Annotated in this window: 17 protein-coding genes; 10 read left to right on the top strand and 7 right to left on the bottom strand. The window is 74.8% G+C overall.

The window, feature by feature from the left end; genetic code table 11:
• Positions 1 to 140: 140 nt before the first annotated feature.
• The gene (locus SL103_RS16160) at positions 141 to 1,382 is read right to left on the bottom strand and encodes an acyl-CoA dehydrogenase family protein (protein ID WP_279631153.1); all 1,242 of its coding nucleotides are present in this window, start codon (positions 1,380 to 1,382) and stop codon (positions 141 to 143) included.
• 158 nt (positions 1,383 to 1,540) lie between these two features.
• Here SL103_RS16160 and SL103_RS16155 point away from each other — a divergent pair, with 158 nt between their 5' ends.
• Both SL103_RS16155 and SL103_RS16150 read left to right on the top strand, forming a co-directional pair.
• Positions 1,541 to 3,334, top strand: a complete 1,794-nt coding sequence (locus SL103_RS16155) for a CoA transferase (RefSeq protein WP_069569731.1) — start codon at positions 1,541 to 1,543, stop codon at positions 3,332 to 3,334.
• A complete protein-coding gene (locus tag SL103_RS16150; RefSeq protein WP_069569730.1) occupies positions 3,331 to 5,052 on the top strand; it encodes a class I adenylate-forming enzyme family protein in 1,722 nt (573 codons plus the stop codon). The genes SL103_RS16155 and SL103_RS16150 overlap by 4 nt, the downstream gene beginning before the upstream one ends.
• Before the next feature lie 69 nt (positions 5,053 to 5,121).
• Here the strand turns inward: SL103_RS16150 and SL103_RS16145 are convergent, their stop codons facing one another.
• From SL103_RS16145 to SL103_RS16135, 3 genes are read right to left on the bottom strand one after another with little or no spacing between them, the layout of a single operon-like run.
• Positions 5,122 to 5,940, bottom strand: coding sequence for an ABC transporter substrate-binding protein (locus tag SL103_RS16145; RefSeq protein ID WP_069569729.1), 819 nt, complete (start codon positions 5,938 to 5,940; stop codon positions 5,122 to 5,124).
• On the bottom strand, positions 5,889 to 6,761 hold the full coding sequence (locus SL103_RS16140; protein WP_069569728.1) for a metal ABC transporter permease: 873 nt from the start codon (positions 6,759 to 6,761) through the stop codon (positions 5,889 to 5,891). The genes SL103_RS16145 and SL103_RS16140 overlap by 52 nt, the downstream gene beginning before the upstream one ends.
• Positions 6,758 to 7,363 (bottom strand): metal ABC transporter ATP-binding protein, encoded by a 606-nt coding sequence (locus tag SL103_RS16135; protein WP_244304171.1) that lies wholly within the window; start codon positions 7,361 to 7,363, stop codon positions 6,758 to 6,760. The genes SL103_RS16140 and SL103_RS16135 overlap by 4 nt, the downstream gene beginning before the upstream one ends.
• A 262-nt stretch (positions 7,364 to 7,625) precedes the next feature.
• Here SL103_RS16135 and gndA point away from each other — a divergent pair, with 262 nt between their 5' ends.
• The 5 genes from gndA to SL103_RS16110 all read left to right on the top strand — a co-directional run bounded on the left by gndA (position 7,626) and on the right by SL103_RS16110 (position 12,140).
• Complete coding sequence (gene gndA / locus SL103_RS16130; RefSeq protein ID WP_069569726.1) at positions 7,626 to 9,065, top strand: NADP-dependent phosphogluconate dehydrogenase; 1,440 nt, start codon at positions 7,626 to 7,628, stop codon at positions 9,063 to 9,065.
• A 299-nt stretch (positions 9,066 to 9,364) separates the two neighbouring features.
• The gene (locus tag SL103_RS16125) at positions 9,365 to 9,934 is read left to right on the top strand and encodes a type 1 glutamine amidotransferase domain-containing protein (protein ID WP_069569725.1); all 570 of its coding nucleotides are present in this window, start codon (positions 9,365 to 9,367) and stop codon (positions 9,932 to 9,934) included.
• Positions 9,935 to 10,110: 176 nt separating this feature from the next.
• Positions 10,111 to 10,437, top strand: coding sequence for a plasmid stabilization protein (locus SL103_RS16120; RefSeq protein ID WP_069573784.1), 327 nt, complete (start codon positions 10,111 to 10,113; stop codon positions 10,435 to 10,437).
• A gap of 55 nt (positions 10,438 to 10,492) precedes the next feature.
• On the top strand, positions 10,493 to 11,278 hold the full coding sequence (locus SL103_RS16115) for a VOC family protein (RefSeq protein WP_069573783.1): 786 nt from the start codon (positions 10,493 to 10,495) through the stop codon (positions 11,276 to 11,278).
• 196 nt (positions 11,279 to 11,474) lie between these two features.
• Positions 11,475 to 12,140 carry an HAD family hydrolase gene (locus SL103_RS16110; protein WP_069569724.1) on the top strand — a complete coding sequence of 222 codons (666 nt, stop codon included), beginning with the start codon at positions 11,475 to 11,477 and terminating at the stop codon, positions 12,138 to 12,140.
• 26 nt (positions 12,141 to 12,166) lie between these two features.
• Here SL103_RS16110 and SL103_RS16105 read toward each other — a convergent pair whose 3' ends face one another.
• A complete protein-coding gene (locus tag SL103_RS16105; protein ID WP_069569723.1) occupies positions 12,167 to 13,108 on the bottom strand; it encodes a Rieske 2Fe-2S domain-containing protein in 942 nt (313 codons plus the stop codon).
• Positions 13,109 to 13,312: 204 nt separating this feature from the next.
• A complete protein-coding gene (locus SL103_RS16100) occupies positions 13,313 to 13,759 on the bottom strand; it encodes a hypothetical protein (RefSeq protein WP_069569722.1) in 447 nt (148 codons plus the stop codon).
• Between the two features lie 294 nt (positions 13,760 to 14,053).
• Here SL103_RS16100 and SL103_RS16095 point away from each other — a divergent pair, with 294 nt between their 5' ends.
• On the top strand, positions 14,054 to 14,431 hold the full coding sequence (locus SL103_RS16095; RefSeq protein ID WP_069569721.1) for a VOC family protein: 378 nt from the start codon (positions 14,054 to 14,056) through the stop codon (positions 14,429 to 14,431).
• 43 nt (positions 14,432 to 14,474) lie between these two features.
• Here the strand turns inward: SL103_RS16095 and SL103_RS16090 are convergent, their stop codons facing one another.
• Positions 14,475 to 15,998 (bottom strand): GMC family oxidoreductase, encoded by a 1,524-nt coding sequence (locus SL103_RS16090; RefSeq protein ID WP_069569720.1) that lies wholly within the window; start codon positions 15,996 to 15,998, stop codon positions 14,475 to 14,477.
• Positions 15,999 to 16,128: 130 nt separating this feature from the next.
• Here SL103_RS16090 and SL103_RS16085 point away from each other — a divergent pair, with 130 nt between their 5' ends.
• Positions 16,129 to 17,505, top strand: coding sequence for a HEAT repeat domain-containing protein (locus tag SL103_RS16085; protein ID WP_069569719.1), 1,377 nt, complete (start codon positions 16,129 to 16,131; stop codon positions 17,503 to 17,505).
• A 115-nt stretch (positions 17,506 to 17,620) separates the two neighbouring features.
• On the top strand, positions 17,621 to 18,103 hold the full coding sequence (locus SL103_RS16080; protein ID WP_069573781.1) for a hypothetical protein: 483 nt from the start codon (positions 17,621 to 17,623) through the stop codon (positions 18,101 to 18,103).
• The last annotated feature ends 159 nt before the right edge of the window (positions 18,104 to 18,262 follow it).

Genomic DNA, 18,262 nt, shown 5'->3' with positions numbered 1-18,262 from the left:
TACGGCGGCGTGCGTGCGGTGACGGTGGAGTTCGCCAGGGCCGGGCCACGGCGGCGTGCGTGCGTGCGTGGACGGTGCACGGTTGCCGGGCCACGCGGCGTGCGTGCGATGACGGCGGCGTGGGCGCCGGGCCCGCGGGGTCACCGGGCTCGGTCGTGGTCGCGCAGCACCCGGCGGGCCACCGCGGCGATGTGCAGCTCGTCCGGGCCGTCCAGCAGGCGGGCCGCGCGCCCCGTGCGGAACAGGCCCGGCAACGCGGTGTCCGGCCCGAGTCCGGCCGCCCCGTGGACCTGGATCGCCGCGTCGGCGACCTGCTGGAGCATCCGGGCCGCCGCGACCTTGGCCAGTCCGGTCTCCAGCCGGGCATCGTCGCCCGCCGCCAGCCGGCCCACCGCCTCGTACACCAGCGGCCTGGTCGTCCGGATCGCCAACAGGGCGTCGAAGACGAGCTGTTGCACCAGCTGGCGGTCCGCCAGGGGGCCGGACGCCTGGGTGCGCGACCGGGCCCGCGCGCACATCAGGTCGAAGGCCCGCTCGGCCTGTCCGAGCCAGCGCAGACACCGCAGGACCCGGCCGAGCCGCAGCCGTTCGCCGGCGATCCGCAGCGCCGTCCCGCGCTCGCCGACCACATGGTCCGCGGGCACGGCGACCCCGTCCAGTGCGATCTCCCACTGGCCGCCGACGCCGAGCACCGGCAGCTCGCGCACCACCCGGAACCCGGGGGCGGCGGTGGGCACCAGGAACAGCGACAGGTCGTCGCCGGTCCGGGCCAGCACGGTCACCAGGTCGGCGTCGCCGGCGCCCGTGATGAACCATTTGCGGCCGTGCAGCGTCCACGTCCCCCCGGGGCCGGCCTCGGCGCGGGTGGCGGTCAGGGCGGGGTCGGTGCCGGGGGTGTCCGGTTCGGTCATCGCGTAGCAGGTGCGCAGTTCACCCGCCGCGATGCGTGGCAGAAAGCGTTCCCGGACGGGGTCGTTGGCGTGCCGGCCGAGCATCAGCACGTCGAGCAGGGACGCCGAGCCGAGGGCCGCAGGGCCGTGGTCGCTGGCGCCCTCGGCCTCGGCGAGATGCGCGTAACGGGACAGCGGCAGGCCCTGTCCGCCGTGTTCGACCGGCAGCGGCAGCGCCCAGAGGCCGGCCTGCCGCGCTTCGTCGTTGAGCCGGCCCAGCTCGGCGCGCGCGGCCGGCCCGCCCGCGTCGAGCACCGGCTCGCTCGGCTGTACCCGCTCCCGCACGAACGCCGCGACCCGCGCGCGGAGTTCGGCGGCGTCCGGCGGACCGGCCGGTGACCCGAACGGGGCGGCGCCGGACGGCGGATCGGCCTCCGGAGTGCAGCTCGACCGGTCGCCCGGAGTGCTTTGCAGGGGATGCAGGGGTTTCACGGCTTTCCTCCGCGTTCACCGGGAACCCGGTGAACCGACGCTCCGACTTACTGGCCGTGGAGTTGGTCGGCCGCGCGCGCCGTCCGGTTCCCGTACGTCCACGTCCGTGCGAGAGACGCGGCGCCCTGCCGCCGCCGGAGAGGAATGCCGTGCATGCCGTGGGGAGCCCCACCGTCATCGGTACGACCGGGCCACTGGAGGAGGTGGACGTGCGGGTCGCGGGCCCGGCCGCGCTCACCGCCCCGGCGCTCGCCCACCTGCGGGCGCTCGGCGCGCGGGCGGCGGAGGCGCCGGACGGACCGACCGGCCCCGCCCGATTCGCCGCGGCCGGCCCCGGGCCGGGCGGGATCACCGCGCACACCGCCTGGGCCGATGTGCTGCCGGACGCGGACGCCTCCGACGAGGCGACGGTCCAGGCGGCCACCGGGATGATGCACGTCCACGGGAGACGCGACGCCGCGCCGCGTGGCCTCGCCGTCGACTACGCCGCCACCTGTGCGGCGGTCCTCACCGTGCAGGGGCTGCTCGCCGGGCTGCTGGGCCGGGCGCGGGGCGGCGGCGGGCCCGGCGAGGTCGCCACCGGTGCCGACCGGGCGGCGCTGCTGACGCTCTCCCAGTACATCGCGGCGGCGAACGCCCCCGAGGCGGAGGCCGTGCCCACCGCACCCGGCGGACCGCCGTTCACCGCCTCCTGCGGCACCCGATTCGAGCTGGAAGCGCTGGATCCCGGCCCGTGGGCCCGGTTCTGGCGCGAACTCGACGCGCCCGAGGACGCGATCCGCACCGGTTGGCCCGCCTTCCAGTTCCGCTACGCCACGGCCTGTGCGCCGCTGCCGGAGGCGCTGCACCGGGCGGCCGGCGCGGTGTCCTGGGCGCGCGTCCGGCACGCCGCCGCCGCGTCCGGGGCCGAGGTGTGCGCGCTGCACGCGCTTGCCGGCAGGGTCACCGAAGCGGCCGCCGCGCCGTGGACGCTGACGCCGTACGCCGGGGCGGGCGTCCCGCCGGCGGCGGCCTCGCTGCCTGCCGGAGCCCTTCCGCTGCGGGGGCTGACGGTTCTCGAGGCGGGCCGCCGCATCCAGGCCCCGCTCGCCGCTCATCTGCTGGGGCTGCTCGGCGCCGACGTCGTACGGATCGAACCGCCGGGCGGGGATCCGCTGCGCGGCATGCCCCCGTGCGCCTCGGGCGTCTCCGCGCGCTGGCTCGCCCTCAACCGCGGCAAGCGGAGTGTGCAGATCGACATCAAGTCGCCTGCCGGTCAGGGGGAGTTGCGCGAGCTGGCCGCCGGCGCGGACGTCTTCCTGCACAACTGGGCCCCGGGCAAGGCGGAGCAGTTCGGGCTGGGCGCCGACGCGCTCGGTCCGGTCAACCCGCGGCTGGTGTACGCGTACACCAGCGGCTGGGCGGGCCGGCTGCCCGACGCCCCGATGGGCACCGACTTCATGGTGCAGGCCCGCACCGGCGTCGGCGAGGCGGCCCGGCCCGCCGACGAACCGCCGGCGCCGTCGTTGATGACGCTGATCGACGTGCTCGGCGGCCTGGTCGGCGCGGAGGCGGTACTGGCCGGCCTGCTGCTGCGGGAGCGCACCGGTCGCGGCGTACAGGTGGAGTCGTCCCTGCTCGGTGCCGCGGAGACGCTCACCGCACCCGCGCTGCGGCGGGCCGCGGCGGGCCGGGATCCGCGGCGCCGGGCCGGTTTCCGCCGGCCGCTGCGGACCGCTGACGGGTGGCTCGCCCCGGCCGACGGCTCCGCGGACGCGGCCCGCGCCCTCGCCGCGCGCCTGTGCGACCTGACGTCGGACCGGGCCGTCGCGGCCCTGCGCGCACGGGGCCTGGCCGCGACCGTCGTCAGCACCGACCTCCGCGCGCTGCCGGCGGACCCCCGCCTGGCCGGTGCGCTGACCCACGACGCACACGCATCCCTCGTCGTTCCCTCGCCCTGGAGGTTCGCATGACGCCCCCGTCCCGCACCCCGTCCGCCGCCTTGTTCCACGATCTGGTCCCCGAGGCGCTGCGGCGCGGCTGGGCCGCCGAGGGCCACTGCCCCGATCTGGACCTGTACGCGCTGTTCCGGGCCCACCGGATCGCCGCCCCGCACGCCACCGCGGTGATCGACGCGGCCGGTGAGGTCAGTTACGCGGAACTGGACGACCGGGCCCGATGTCTGGCCGCCGGGCTGGCCGCGCACGGCGTCCGGCCCGGTGACGTGGTGGGCGTGGCGCTCCCCAACGGCAGGGACGCGGTGACGGCCGACCTCGCCCTGGCCGCGCTGGGCGCCGTCGTCCTGCCCTTCCCGGTCGGACGCGGCAGACGGGAGGCCCGCTCGCTGCTGGGCCGCTCGGGGGCCCGCGCGGTCATCGCCCTCGCCGGGCACCGTGGCGCCGAGCCCGCACGGGAGCTGGCCGCGCTGGCCGCGGTCCCCGGCGAACTGCCCGAGCTGCGCACGGTGGTCGCGGCCGGCCCCGGCCCGGCCCCCGCCCTCTGCCTGTCGCTGGCCGAGCTGCTGCACACCGACGCGACCGCCTTCACCCCGGCCCGCCCCGGGCCCGATACCGCCGCCCGGATACTGGTCTCCTCCGGGTCGGAGGCCGAGCCCAAGATGGTGGCGTACTCGCACAACGCGCTGGCCGGCGGCCGGGGCAACGGCCTCGCCTCGCTGCTGCGGCCGGGCACCCCGCCGCGCTGTCTGTTCCTCGTTCCGCTCGCTTCGGCATTCGGCAGCGCCGGGACCGCCGTCACCCTCGCCCGGCACGGCGGGACGCTGGTCCTCCTCGACCGTTTCACCCCCGGCGCGGCACTGGACGCGCTCCGCGCCCACCGCCCCACGCACGTACTGGGCGTGCCGACCATGGTGCGCATGATGCTCGACCGGCTGGCGGACGAACCCGCCCCGCCCGCCGCGCCGACCGCCTTGATACTCGGCGGCGCGGCCCTCGACGCGGCCACCCGCGAAGAGGCCCGCCGGGCCTTCGGCTGCGCGGTGGTCAACCTCTACGGCTCGGCCGACGGCGTGAACTGCCACGGCGACCTCGACGAGTGCGCGGCCGCCGAAGGCATTCCGGACGCCGGGCCCGGCATCGTGGTCGGCCGGCCCGATCCCGGCGTGTGCGACATCCGCATCGCGCCGCTGCCGGGCGGCAACTCCCCCACTGCGGGGGCGGCTTGCGGGGAGGCCGGGGAGATCCTCGCGCGCGGCCCGATGACGCCGCTGTGCTACGTCGGCGCGCCCGAGCTGAACATGCGCTACCGCACGGCCGGCGGCTGGGTCCGTACCGGCGACCTCGGCATGCTGGACGCCACCGGGGCCCTGCGTGTCATCGGCCGCCTCAAGGACATCGTGATCCGCGGCGGGGCGAACATCAGCCCCGCCGAGGTCGAGGGCCAGCTCGCCTCCCACCCGGACGTGCGCGAGGTGCTGTGCGTCGGTGTGCCGGACCCGCTGATGGGCGAGCGGCTCGCCGCGTGCGTGGTGCCGAGGCCGGGACGCGCACCGGAACTCGCCGGCCTGTGCGCCCATTTGGACGCCCGCGGCCTGGAGCGCCGCAAGCACCCCGAGCACGTCCTCCTGGTGACCGACGGGCTGCCGCTCACCCCGGCGGGGAAGCCCGACCGGGCCGCGCTGCGGGCGAGGGCCGCCGCCGCGGTGCAGGCCGAGCAGGTGCGGGCGGGCTGACGCCACCGGGCACGCCTCCGGGGAGGATCCGCCGCGGCGGCTCCTCCCCGGGGCACGTCGACCGGCCGCTCAGGAGCCGGAGAACGCCTTCCTCAGCTGGCCGGCCGCCTCGCGGTAGACCGCCAGCAGGTCGAGGTCCCGGCCCGGGTAGTTGACGATGTTGAGCTGCTCGGCCCCGGAGCCCGGCAGCACGGTGCCGCTCGACATGTTCTCGTTGTCCAGCACGAACTTCGGCTTCTTCGCGGACAGTGCGGACAGCTGGGCGGGGGTGACCGCTTCGGGGCCGTAGGTGCCGACCACCTTGGCGCCCGCCAGCTCGGCCGCCCACGTGGTGAACTTCTGCGACGCCACGGCCGGCGCCTTGCCGCCCGGCCAGGTGCCCTTCACCTGCCGGGCGAGCGTGTCCCACGTGCGCGTGAAGGTGGTGTTCCACCGGGCGGCGGCGCGCTCCGTACCGAACTTCCGGCCGAGCGCGGTCACTTCGGCGCGGGTCGCTCCGGGCGTGTTGTCCAGGTTGACCTCGACCAGCTTCGCGTGCGAGCCGACCGCTTCCTTGATCTTGCCGGCCCAGGGCTCGAAGGAGGCGTAGAGCACGTAGTCGGCGCCCGCGACCGCCGTCAGGTCGGACGGCTTGAGGTCGTAGTCGGGGGCGTGCCTGATCGACGCGGGGACGAGGTACCGGACGTTCCTGGCCCCGGCGGCCTTCGCCAGTGCCGCCTCCCAGGTGGAGGTGGCGACGACCTCCGGACCGGTTGCCGCGACCGGCCGCGAGGAGCCGGCCGACGTGTCCGTACCGCCGTTGCCGCCGCAGCCGGTCAGCAGCGCCAGCCCGGCGCTCAGTGCGGTGACGGCGACGGCGGGGCGGAAGAGGACGCGGACGTGCGCCATGATGAGGTTCTCCGTTCGGGTATCAGGTGAGCGGCAAGGGCGACGGCCCCCGCGGCGAGGACGAGCACCGGACCGGGCGGCAGGTCCCAGGCCAGCGCGAGCAGGAAGCCGACGACGTTCACGACGACGCCGATGCCGACCGCCCAGAGTGTGATCGACACCAGCGACCGGCCGAGGCGGCGGGCGGCCAGGGCCGGCAGCAGGGTCAGCGCGTCCACCAGCAGCGCACCCGTCAGGCGGATGGCGCCGGCGACCGCGACCGCCACCAGGACCAGCAGCACCACAGTCAGCCGCTGCACCGCCACGCCGGAGCACAGCGCCAGTTCCCGGTCGTGCAGCAGCAGCGCCAGGTCCCGCCGCCGCCGGACGAACAGCGCCGGTACGGCCACCGCCAGCGCTCCCAGCACCACGAGGTCCGCCGGGCGCACCGACAGGATCGATCCCCAGAGCAGCGCGAACGCCCCGTTGGCGTTCACCCCGGACAGCGCCAGCATCAGCAGGGCGGCGGCGATCGCGAGGCTCATCAGCAGCCCCATCGCCCCCGACAGGCCGTCCGCGGTACGGGCCAGCGGGGCCACTCCCGCCCCCGCCAGCGCACAGGCCACCAGCGCGCACAACACCGGGTCCAGGCCCACGAGTTGGCCCACCGCGATGCCCAGCAGCGCCACGTGCATCATGGCGAAGCGCACCGGCATGATGTCCAGGCCGACGATCACCACACCGATCACCGGCAGTCCGAGGGCGGCGAGCACCAGTCCGGCGCCCGCCCGCTGCACCGGGACCAGTTGCAGCAGGTCGCCGACCTGCCCGAGGGCGCTCACGCGACCTCCCGCAGCCGGCCGGCCGCCATCTCCAGTGTCCGGTCGCAGCGCCCGGCCATCGCCCGGTCGTGCGTCACCACCAGCAGCGTCACCGGAAGTGCGGTGAGGAGTTCGGCGGCCTCCTCCTGCCCGGCGAAGTCCAGCGCCGCGGTCGGCTCGTCCGCCAGCAGCACACCTGCCCCCGCCGCCACGCAGCCCACCGCGCGCGCCAGGTGCATGCGCTGCAACTGGCCGCCCGAGAGGCTGCTCACCGGCCGGTCGGTCAGGGCGCCCACGCCGAGCCGCTCGGCCGCGTGCCGGGCCTCGGCGAGGTCACCGCTGCTCGCCAGCAGCTCCCTCGCGAGGAGCGGGAAGCGTCCGGCGGCCGGCCGTTGCGGAATCCATCCGCACGCCCGCCGCCGCCACGCCCATTCGGCGGCGCTGCGGCAGCCCCGGCCGCCGACGACGATCTCCCCGTCGGCCTGCCGGTGCAGACCGAGCACCGCCCGCAACAGCGTCGTCTTTCCCGATCCGTTGGTGCCGGTCAGCGCGATCCGCTCACCGGCCCGTACCTCCAGATCGACTCCACGGACCGCCTCCAGCCGGCCGTGGCGGCACACCACCTGCCGCAACCGCACCTCCAGACCGCCCGCGCCGTCCACCTGCCGCCCCTCAAGGGGCCCCGACCACTCCGTGCTCCGTTCCACAGCCCACTAGTCGGCCGGACCGGGCGCGGAGTTCCCGCCGGCCGGCGGCGGTCCTGAACGGGGCCACTCGCGTCCGGGCCGCCGTCCGCCCGGGAACCGCCGGGTGTGCCTCCACCCGGCCCCTCCCTCCGTCTGGTGGAGTCGGATGTCACAGTCCGCCCCACCAACGGGAGTACGTATGGCCGCCACCGCACAGATCGGTGTCACCGGGCTCGCGGTGATGGGCCGCAACCTGGCCCGCAACTTCGCCCGCCACGGCTACACCGTGGCCCTGCACAACCGCACGCCCAGCAGGACCCATGCCCTCATCGAGGAGTTCGGGCACGAGGGAAACTTCGTGGCCACCGAGCGGCCCGAGGAGTTCGTCGCCGCCCTGGAGCGCCCCAGGCGATTGATGATCATGGTGAAGGCCGGCGATCCGACCGACACGGTGATCGAGGAGTTCGCCCCCTTGCTGGAGCCCGGCGACATGATCATCGACGGTGGGAACGCCCACTTCGCCGACACCCGCCGCCGCGAACGCGCCCTGCGCGAGCGGGGCGTCCACTTCGTCGGCACCGGCGTCTCCGGCGGTGAGGAGGGTGCGCTGCACGGGCCCTCGATCATGCCCGGCGGCTCGGCCGAGTCCTACGCCTCCCTCGGCCCGCTGCTGGAGGCGATCAGCGCCAAGGTGGACGGTGAGCCCTGCTGCACCCACATCGGGCCGGACGGGGCCGGACACTTCGTCAAGATGGTGCACAACGGCATCGAGTACGCGGACATGCAGCTCATCGGCGAGGCGTACGACCTGCTGCGGCAGGTCGGCGGCTACCACCCCCCGCAGATCGCCGAGATCTTCCGGCGCTGGAACACCGGCCGCCTGGACTCGTACCTGATCGAGATCACCGCCGAGGTGCTCGCCCACACCGACGCCGCGACCGGCGCACCCTTCGTCGACGTCGTCCAGGACCGGGCCGAACAGAAGGGCACCGGACGCTGGACCGTACAGATCGCCCTCGACCTCGGCGTCCCGGTCAGCGCCATCGCCCAGGCGGTCTTCGCCCGCTCCTCGTCGGGGCACACCGACCTGCGCGCCGCCTACCGCGACCTGCCGGGCGCCGGCGCCCGGCCGCTGTCCGCCCACGAGGCGGAGACCTTCACCGCCCATGTGGAGCAGGCCCTGTACGCCTCGAAGATCATCGCCTACGACCAGGGATGGAAGATGATCATGGATGGCAGCGCCGAGTACGACTGGGACATCGACCCCGGTGCGGTCGCCGCGATCTGGCGCGGCGGCTGCATCATCCGCGCCGCGTTCCTCGACCGCATCCGCGCCGCCTACGCCGCCGACCCCGGCCTCGTCAGCCTGCTGTCGGACCGGGAGTTCGGCCAGGAGATCGGCGGCGCCCAGCAGAGCTGGCGCGAGGTGGTGGCCACCGCCGCGCGCCACGGCATCCCGGTCCCCGCCTTCTCCACCGCGCTGGCCTACTACGACTCGCTGCGCGCCGAACGGCTGCCGGCGGCCCTCACCCAGGCGCAGCGGGACTTCTTCGGCGCCCACACCTACCGCCGGACCGACCGCGAGGGCAGCTTCCACACCCGCTGGGCGGAGCACGACCGGCCCGAGGTCTCCGCCTGAGCCCGGCCTGACGACGCCGGGCGGCGGTGGCACGGCGTCGCCGGTGCGGGAGCGGCTCGCGCGCTCCCGCACCGTGGCGACAAGGCGGTCTCGGGACGTGGCCGCCGCAGCCGCCGACGCCCGGCCCGGTGTTCCGCCGGTCCGGGGTGCTCGTGTCGCGCGCGGCCGGGTCTCCGGATGGACTGGAGCCAGGGCCGGTGGGGCGGCGCATGGCGTGCCGTGCGGTGGGCAGCCGCGGAGACAGACGCCGTCCGTACACCGGGCCGGCCCGCGGACCTGCAGGACAACGAGGAGGAAGCATGGCTGACAGCAAGCTGAGCGGTCACTCCGTTCTGGTCGTGGTGGCCAACTACGGAGTGGAACAGGACGAACTTCTCGTCCCGGTGCAGCATCTGCGGGACGCCGGCGCCGAGGTGCAGATCGCCGCGGTGAGCAGCGACCCGATCCAGACCCTCGTCGGCGACAAGGACCCCGGTCAGAAGGTCACCCCGGACCGGACGCTGGACGACGTGGACGCCTCCGCGTACGACGCGCTGGTGCTGCCGGGAGGCACGCTGAACGCGGACGCGCTGCGGCTTCAGGACAAGGCCGTCGCGCTCGTCCGCGCCTTCCCCTCCGCGCACCGCCCGGTCGCGGCGATCTGCCACGGCGCGTGGGGCCTGGTCGAGGCGGACGTCGTCAAGGGCAAGACGCTGACCTCCTATCCCTCGCTGCGCACCGACATCCGCAATGCCGGCGGCCGCTGGGTGGACGAGTCCGCCGTCAGTGACAACTCGAATGGCTGGACGCTCGTCACCTCGCGCACACCCGACGACCTGGAGGACTTCCTGAAGGCGATCGAGGAAGCGCTCACCGAGCCGGCTTCCTGACCGCTCCCCGGCTCCCCCGCCTGCCGTGCAGACCTGGTCGGCTCTCCCGTGTCGCGCCGGGCGGCCGCAGGGCGTGGACTGGTAAGTGCCTCCTGCGCCCCGCGGAGGCACCGGCTGCCGGGCAGCCGGCGCGACGGAGCACCTCACACACCCCGTCCCGATCAAGGAGTTGCATGATGCCTGCGGGTTCGAGCAAGAAGCGTGAGCGACAGTACGAGCACATCAAGGAACAGGCCGAGGAGCGCGGTACCTCCGAGAAGCGCGCGAAGGAGATCGCCGCGCGCACCGTCAACAAGGAACGCGCCCGCTCCGGTGAGGCCGAGTCGGCGAGCAGGACGTCGACGCGCGATCCCAAGTCCGCGTCGCAGCGCGGCGGCGAGCGTTCGCACCGCGGGGCCCAGGGCCCTACGAAGGACCAGCTGTACGAGGAGGCCAAGAAGAAGAACGTCGAGGGGCGCTCCACCATGAACAAGGATGAACTCCGCAAAGCAGTCGGCCGCTGAACCGCCCGCCGACCCGGACCCGGGCGCGCCGGTCGCCCTGCAGGAGAACGTTGTGATGTCGATCGACCGACACGTCGCTCCCGTGCTCGGAGCGCCGTGCTGGGTCAGCCTGACGACCCGCGACCTGACCGCCGCGCAGGACTTCTACGGCGCGGTGATGAACTGGAAATTCCGCTCGGCGAGCTTCGGTGACGAGTTCTGCGTCGCGCTCGCCGATGACCAGCCGGTGGCCGGTATCGCGGCTGTCGCGCCGGGCTGGCAGGCGCCGGTGGACTGGACGCCGTACTTCGCCGTCGCCGACGCCGATGACGTCGCCGCCCGGGTCCGGGAACGCGGTGCCACCGTCGCGGTGGGACCGCTCCGCCTCGGCTACGGCCGTGCCGCGCTGGCCGCCGACCGTGACGGCGCCAGGTTCGGCCTCTGGGAGGGGCAGTCTCTGGCCTGGACGGTGGGCGAGGGCAGCGCCCCGGCCCTGTTGGAACTGCGGACCCGCGACGCGTTCGACGCGGCCATCTTCTACGCGCAGCTCTTCGACTGGGCCACGCCGGAGAGCGAGTGCCGGGTGGACTACGAGGAGGACCAGGTCATCGTGCGGCAGGGTGACCGCGCGGTCGCCACGCTGCGGGGCGGGGGCGTCGAGGCGGCCCCGGACCCGCGGGTCCGACCGCGGTGGCACGTCCACTTCCACGTCCACGACCTCGACCGGACCACCGCGGCGGCGGTCGCGGCCGGCGGCACCGTCACGCCCGTCGAGCCGGCCGGCGGCGCGTCCGGCCCCCAGGCCGTGATCCGCGACCCGGACGGCGCCCTGTTCACCGTCTCGACCGGCGACGGTCCGTGACGCGCGGGCCGGCCACGTCCGCCGGCCGCCGCACGGGGCCGGGGCGGGCGGCCGCCGGGATGCGATCACCACCGATCGGTCGTGCCATGGAGAAACGGCGCGCCGGTACGCCGGGGCGCCGCATCGGGTCCCGGCGGGGCGGGCAGCCGCCCGGGGAGAAGGAGACCTCCCCAGCACGGCGAAAGAGACGGGCCTGATGAACACCGACCGCAGAGCCGCCCTGTTCGACGTGGACGGGACCCTGGTCGACACCACCTACCTGCATGCCGTCACCTGGTGGGAGGCGTTCCGCCAATCAGGTCACCGGGTGCCGATGGCCGACATCCACCGGGCGGTCGGTATGGGTGCCGACCACCTCATCGGCCATCTGCTGGGCCCGGAGCGTGACCGCGACGTCGACGCGGCCGTCAGCGCGGCGCACAAGACGCTGTATGCCGAGTACTGGCCCCGGCTGGCGCCCTTCGACGGTGCCGCCGACCTGCTGCGGGCCGTGGCCGGACGAGGCTGGACGGTGGTCCTCGCCAGCTCGGCGAGCGCGGCGGAACTGAACGCCATGCGCACCGCGCTGGATGCCGAGGACGCCCTCACCGCGGTCACCGGCGCGGACGACGTGGAGTCCAGCAAGCCCGCCCCCGACCTGGTGCAACAGGCGCTGGCCGAGGCCGGCACCGAGCCGGGCAACGCGGTCTTCGTCGGGGACACGGTCTGGGACATGAAGGCCGGCGCGCGGGCCGGGGTGGCCTGTGTGGGCGTGCTCAGCGGCGGCCACTGCCGCCAGGACCTTCTGGACGCCGGCGCGCGGGAGGTCCACGACGGGCCGGGCGCGCTGCTGGCGCGACTGGAGTCGTCCCTGCTGAAGTGAGCTCGCGGCTGACGCGTGCGGCGTACTCAGCCGGCACCGGGCAGGCGTACGTGGACGGTGCCGCTGCTGTCGACACGTACCTCGAAGGCGGGTTGCGGCGCGGTCGCGGGGCCGCGGACGTTCTTGCCGTCCGCGAGCCGGAAGACGCTGCCGTGCCAGGGGCACTCCACGCAGCCGTCGGCGACCGTGCCCTCGGAGAGCGGCCCGGAGAGGTGGCTGCACCGGTCGGCGAGCACATGGATGCGGCCGCCCGTCTCGCGCACCACCACCACGGGCACCTCGCCGAGCATCCGGCGCACCGCCTCGCCGGCCGGGAACTCCGCCGTGCCGCCGAGCGGCAGCCAGTCGGGTTCCAGCAGGCGCGGCACCGGCTCCGTCTTGTTGGGCCCCGCGGCCTGCCGGTACGCGAGGTGTCCGCCGAGGAAGCCGCCGGCGCCGGCGGCGCAGAGCCCGGCCCAGCCGAGGGACCTGCCGAGCGCCATCCGGCCACGGCCGCGCTGCACCCAGGAGGCCGCGTAGAGCCCGACCGCCGACGCGGTGGAGAGTGCGTGGACCAACCCGGTCCGCATCTGGTCCTCGTGCTGCTCGGCCCAGTCCACCCAGCCCGCGACGGCCGCCGGCGCGGCGGCGAGCACGCCGAGGCCGACCAGGAACCTGGCCGAACGCCGGGTGCCGGGAACGACGTCGAGCACCGACGCGGACATCCAGGCGCCGATCGGCACCTGGACGAGCACCGGGTGGAGCGGATGGCCCAGCGGGAGCCCGTGCAGGATGTCGCGGGCGCCGCCCAGCGGGAGGGCGCGCACGGCCCGCTGCACCGGAGCGGCCACCGCGTCCAGCGCCTTCAGCCGGCCGAGTGCGTCGAGCGCGTCGAGGAACGCGTCCTCGGCGCGTGCGGCGGCGCCCCGTGCGCTCGCCGCCTGCCGGGCGACGGCGGAGAAGCCGTTGAGTCCTACCGGAAGCCGCATGATGCCTCCTCGCGAGTCGCTCCCGACGGTCCATCCTCGCGCGGGGCCGGGGGTTCGGCGACTCGGCGGCATCGCGGCCCCGCCCGCCCCGGCCTCGCGCACGCCCGGCCGCGGCTGTCAACTCGGGTCAGGCGGGCGTTCGTTGCACGCCGCACCGCACTCCGGCGGCGGGGACCGGGGCCCGTGGTGGGGTGTGCGGGCCCGTCAGCCCAGGAGCCTGACGGTGACGACGCGCGGGGTGCCGCTCGGGCGCTTGCCGGGGTACGAGAGCGTCAGCTGGGTGTAGTACCGCTGCCCGGGGTGGCCGGGGCGCGCCTGGGGGTGGTCCAGCCGTACGTGCACGCGGTAGCGGTGGAAGTGGCCGGCCGCGCAGAAGGGCCGGCAGTCGTTGACCATGTCGCTTCCGTCGGCCACCGCGGACCGCGGCTGCCACTGCGACCACCGCAGCGACGTCAGCACGTTGTTGCCGTCGCCGCAGGCCAGTGTGTAGGTACCGGGGCGCACCTGCGGCTTCCCGGCGCAGTCGATGACCGCCACGCGGCCCGTCGCGGGCAGCGCCGAGGAGGCGGCAGCCGGTGCCGCCACGGTCGCTGCCGCCAGTGCCGTCCCGGCACAGACCAGAAGTGCTCCCTTTGCCCTGCGAGCTCCCATATCCGCTCCTCAACGTTTCGCTCGGATGGACACCGGCTGCGACGCGGGGCGCGCGGTCCGCTGACGGACGCCCGACATCCCCGCGGGGCGGTCGTTGCTCCTCTGCCGACACGCTACGACCACCTGGCGGAACGCTGCCACTCCAACGGGTGCCCGCCCGCTCCCCACCGGCCGTCCGCAAGGCCGGTAACGCCGTCGGTGGCGGGGTGCCGCGGCCGGGTGTGCAATGGGGTACGTACGAGCGACAGCGACGCCGGGGCCGCCCGCCCCGGCACCGTCTTCCGAGGGAAGGTCATGGCTCGTCCGGTCCACTTCGAGATCCACGCCACGGACGTGGAGCGCGCACGCTCCTTCTACACGGCGGTGTTCGGCTGGTCCATCGAAAAGGACGGGGACCGCTGGGTGATCCGCACCGGCAACGGGGAACCGGGCATCGACGGCACCCTGCTGGCCCGTCAGGGGCCGCCGCCGGACCCCGCGGCCCCGGTCAACGGATTCCTGGTCCGAATGCTCGTCACGTCGATCGACGCGACGACCCTGGCGGTGGAGGCCCACGGCGGCGAGATCACCGTGCCCACCATTCCCGTTCCGGACATCGGTCTGTTCGCCGTCGGCAGGGACCCGGACGGCAACATCTTCCAGATGGTCCAGCCGGATCCCTTCCCCACCTGACGGTGCGTCGGACCGGCCCCGGCGGAGAGCGGCGCCGCCCCGGTCAGGCCGCCCCGCGGATCAGGTCGGCCGCCTTCTCCGCGATCACCACGGCCGCGGGGTTCGTGTTGACAGAGACGATCGTCGGCATCACCGAGGCGTCCACCACCCGCAGTCCCGTCAGTCCGCGCACGGTCAGCCGGGGAGTGACCACCGCGTCGGTGCCGGTGCCCATGGCGCAGCTGCCCACGGGGTGGAAGTACGTCCCGGTGGCCGTCGCCAGATAGCGGCGCAGCGCCGCCTCGTCGGTGACGCCGTCGCCCGGGAGCACCTCACGCGACCGCCACCGGGCGAAGGGACCGGTCGCCGCGATGTCCCGTGCCGTGCGGATGCCGTGCAGCATGCGCCTGATGTCCGCGTCCGCGCCGAGGTAGTTCGGGTCGATCAGCGGCGGCGTGTCCGGGTCGGCGTCGGCGAGGCGCACCGAGCCCCGGCTCTCCGGGACGGTCGCCACCCCGAAGGTGAAGCCGTTCGCCGGCGCCGGCATCGTCGGGTGGTACGGCACGTGGATGAACATCAGCTGCATGTCGGGCCCCGGCAGGGCCGCGTCGCTGCGCCAGAGCAGCGAGGTTTCCGCGAGGTTGGTGCGGCCCGGGGGAACGGGCCGGTCGGCTTCGTGCACGACCGGGCAGAGCGGGTGGTCGTGCAGGTTGCGCCCGACGCCGGGCAGGTCGTGGCGGACCTCGACGCCGGCCCGGCGCAACTCGTCGGCGGGGCCCACACCGGACAGCAGCAGCAGCCGCGGCGAGTCGACGGCACCGGCGCTGACGAGCACCTCGGCCGCGGCCCGCACGGTGACCGTCCGCTCCGCCCTCCGGAACTCCACGCCCGTGCACCGGTTGCCGTCGAAGGTCAGCCGGTGGGCGCGGGCGCCGGTCAGCACGGTCAGGTTCGGCCGCTCGGCACGGACCGGGTGCAGATAGGCCCGTGCGGTGCTCTGCCGGGAGCCGTCGGCGATGCTCATGTCGTGCCAGCCGGCGCCCTCCTGGGCGGCGCCGTTGAAGTCGTCGGTCAGCGGATGGCCCGCCGCCACCGCGGCGTCGAGGAAGTCCTGCGACAGCGGGTGGGCGACATCGGGCGAGGCGGGCGCCGGGCGCATCGGGCCGCTGTCGCCGCGGAACTTCGGGTCCCCGCCCGCGGTGGTCTCCATCCGCCGGAAGTACGGCAGCAGCGCCTCGTAGTCCCAGCCCGCGCAGCCGGCCGCCGCCCAGCGGTCGTAGTCGTTGCGGTGCCCCCGGAGGAACACCATGGCGTTGATCGCGCTGCAGCCGCCCAGGGTCCTGCCGCGCGGGTAGGCGACCGCCGCTCCGCCGATACCGGCCTGCGCCACCGTGGTGTAGGCGTGGTCGACCTCGCTGCCCGCCAACGCGGGCCACGCGCCCGGCACCGCGAGCTCCGCCTTGGTGTCCTCCGGCCCCGCCTCCAGCAGCAGCACCGTCCGGTCCGCGTCCTCCGACAACCGTGCGGCCAGCACACAGCCGGCCGACCCGGCCCCGACGACGACGTAGTCGTATTCCTCCACCGCCATGGCCCTCCCCCTCGCCGATGGCGCCCCCGGGCGCCGCCTTGCCGAACGGTGCTCCCGGTGGCCCGCCGGCAAGGGAAAACGTACCGCGCCGCTGCCGACCGCCGATGAACAGCCCCTCAACGAAAGGAACATGACGGAACGTCATACCATCGACCGGTCGCACGGCTCCGTATTGCGCTGGCGCCGCACCGCCTCCCTGACGCACGATGCGCCGGTGGATACCGAGGCATCGGGTGCGGCCGTCGCCGCCGGGGACGAGAGCGCCGTGACGCGGCTGCTGGACGAGGCGCCGAGGACGGCGCTGGCCGGACCGGCGGGCGCGGCCCTGCTGACCCGGGCCGTCCGTGCGGGCCGGCACCGGATCGTGGAGCGCCTCGTGGCTGCCGGCGCCGACCCGGACCGCACGGAACTCACCGGCGGGGTCGACCTGGTCGCCGAGGCGGCCGACCGGGGCGCGTACCCGGTGGTCATGGCGCTGCTGCCGGGTCCCGTGGCCCGTCAGCGGCGGGCGCTGGAGGCGGCGCGCGCCTGGCTCGGGGGATCCGAGGAGGACGAGCTGCGGCGGCGGCTGGGCGGCGGCCCGGACGTCACCTTCACGTACGAGGACGTCCACGAGGACGTGGACCCGGACAACCCGCACCTGTACGACCCCACACCGGTCGCCCGGCGCATCCACGCCACCGCCGCCGACGGCCGCACGCTCTCCGTCGAAACCGCGCACCGGGCCCTCGTCACCGCCGTGGAGCAGACCATCGGCACCTTCGCCACCACCCCGGACGAGCTGGCCGGCCGCGCTCTGCACCACGCCCGCCCCGGCTTCCGCGACTGGCAGGCTTCGGTGTGGCGGCTGGCCGACCGGGCCGACGCGGAATCCTTCGCCTGTGCGGGCCGGCTCATCCGCTCCCCCGAGCCGCCGCACCGGCGCTTCGCCCTGGACCTGCTGTCCGCCATCGCCACCCACCTCTTCCTCCGGCACCCCTGGCGTCACGGGCGGCAGGCCCTGGACCTGCTCCGCGCGTACCTGGCCACCGACGAGGACCACCCCGAGCTCCTCGATGTGGCGCTGTTCGCCCACTCCTGGTACGCGCACGAATACGGCACCGACGAGGACCTGTTCGCGATCCTCCCCTTCGGCAGCCACCCCGACGGCGCGGTCCGTGAGCGCGTGCTGCACGAACTGGGTCCCTTCATGGACCACAACCCGGCCGTCGTCGAGCTGTGCACCGCCCGCTCCGACGACCCCCGCCCCGACACCCGCGAGTCCGCCCTGTACGCGCTGGCCACGTACGGCCCCGACAGCCCCGCGCTGCGGTCCCTGTTCGCCGGCCGTCTCACCGACCCGCACGCCCCCGCCCGCCTGGAGGCGGCCGCCGGCCTCGCCCTGCGCCACGACGCGCGCGGCGACGCGGTGCTGGCCGGTTTCGCCGAGGAGGCCGCGCCCGAGTCCCGGACCTGGTGGCGCCTGGACGAGATACACCGCCGCCGCGCCCGCACGGCACCTGCCTAGTGCCGCGTCAGGCAACGTTCGCCCTGTCGGTGGGGGTGGCTATCCTCGGACCGATCAACCATGTTCCACGAGCGGGAGGTTGCAGGCTCTGATGACGGTGTCGTCTCGTGACTCGATGCTGGAGCTGTTGTCGGCGGCAGGTCCGGATCCGGACCACGCCGAGGCGATGATGCTCTACGGTCGGCTGGTGGGAACGTGGGACATCAGCAACCGTTACCGGTTTGGTGACGGTCGGTGGCGCACAGCAGCGGGCGAATGGCGTTTCGGCTGGGCCCTGGGTGGGCGGGTGGTGCAGGATGTGCTCTTCTGCCCGGAGTTCCACGACCGGTACCCCGGCACCACCCTCCGCATGTACGACATCACGACCAGGCTGTGGCAGATCACGTGGATCTCACCGAAGCTTCCTTCGTACTTCTCCCAGGTCGGTCGGTCTGACGGTGCCGGTGGGATGATCCAGGAGGGCACCGACTCCCAGGGCAGGCGCTCGCGGTGGACGTTCACGGACGTCACGCCGACCTCTTTCCACTGGCAAGGGTTCAGCGCCGCCCCTGATGGCGAGTTCGAGTTGTTCCAGGAGATGCACGCGACACGCCGATAGTGCGGCATCCGCCACGCAGGTGGCGTGGTCTCGGCGGGCTCCCTGGTGGCAGAACGAGCACGGAAGTCGTTGATCGCCTGCGCAGCGGCCCGGCCGGTGTGGCCGAGGAGGAAGGCCGGCCTTCGAGGTGACCGAGGCGCCGGTCGACGGAGCACGGGG

This window comes from Streptomyces lydicus, from assembly GCF_001729485.1.
Lineage (GTDB): Bacteria > Actinomycetota > Actinomycetes > Streptomycetales > Streptomycetaceae > Streptomyces > Streptomyces lydicus_D.
The sequence above is the reverse complement of the archived record's forward strand: the minus strand, read 5'-3'. Positions and strand labels throughout refer to the sequence as shown.

Excerpts from the sequence above, each read along its gene's own strand:
- SL103_RS16125 (WP_069569725.1), top strand. The coding sequence starts at position 9,365 with ATGGCTGACAGCAAGCTGAGCGGTCACTCCGTTCTGGTCGTGGTGGCC.
- SL103_RS16080 (WP_069573781.1), top strand. The coding sequence starts at position 17,621 with ATGCTGGAGCTGTTGTCGGCGGCAGGTCCGGATCCGGACCACGCCGAG.
- SL103_RS16095 (WP_069569721.1), top strand. The coding sequence starts at position 14,054 with ATGGCTCGTCCGGTCCACTTCGAGATCCACGCCACGGACGTGGAGCGC.
- SL103_RS16120 (WP_069573784.1), top strand. The coding sequence starts at position 10,111 with ATGCCTGCGGGTTCGAGCAAGAAGCGTGAGCGACAGTACGAGCACATC.
- SL103_RS16115 (WP_069573783.1), top strand. The coding sequence starts at position 10,493 with ATGTCGATCGACCGACACGTCGCTCCCGTGCTCGGAGCGCCGTGCTGG.
- SL103_RS16110 (WP_069569724.1), top strand. The coding sequence starts at position 11,475 with ATGAACACCGACCGCAGAGCCGCCCTGTTCGACGTGGACGGGACCCTG.
- SL103_RS16090 (WP_069569720.1), bottom strand. The coding sequence starts at position 15,998 with ATGGCGGTGGAGGAATACGACTACGTCGTCGTCGGGGCCGGGTCGGCC.
- SL103_RS16150 (WP_069569730.1), top strand. The coding sequence starts at position 3,331 with ATGACGCCCCCGTCCCGCACCCCGTCCGCCGCCTTGTTCCACGATCTG.
- SL103_RS16100 (WP_069569722.1), bottom strand. The coding sequence starts at position 13,759 with ATGGGAGCTCGCAGGGCAAAGGGAGCACTTCTGGTCTGTGCCGGGACG.
- gndA (WP_069569726.1), top strand. The coding sequence starts at position 7,626 with ATGGCCGCCACCGCACAGATCGGTGTCACCGGGCTCGCGGTGATGGGC.
- SL103_RS16085 (WP_069569719.1), top strand. The coding sequence starts at position 16,129 with ATGACGGAACGTCATACCATCGACCGGTCGCACGGCTCCGTATTGCGC.
- SL103_RS16145 (WP_069569729.1), bottom strand. The coding sequence starts at position 5,940 with ATGGCGCACGTCCGCGTCCTCTTCCGCCCCGCCGTCGCCGTCACCGCA.
- SL103_RS16105 (WP_069569723.1), bottom strand. The coding sequence starts at position 13,108 with ATGCGGCTTCCGGTAGGACTCAACGGCTTCTCCGCCGTCGCCCGGCAG.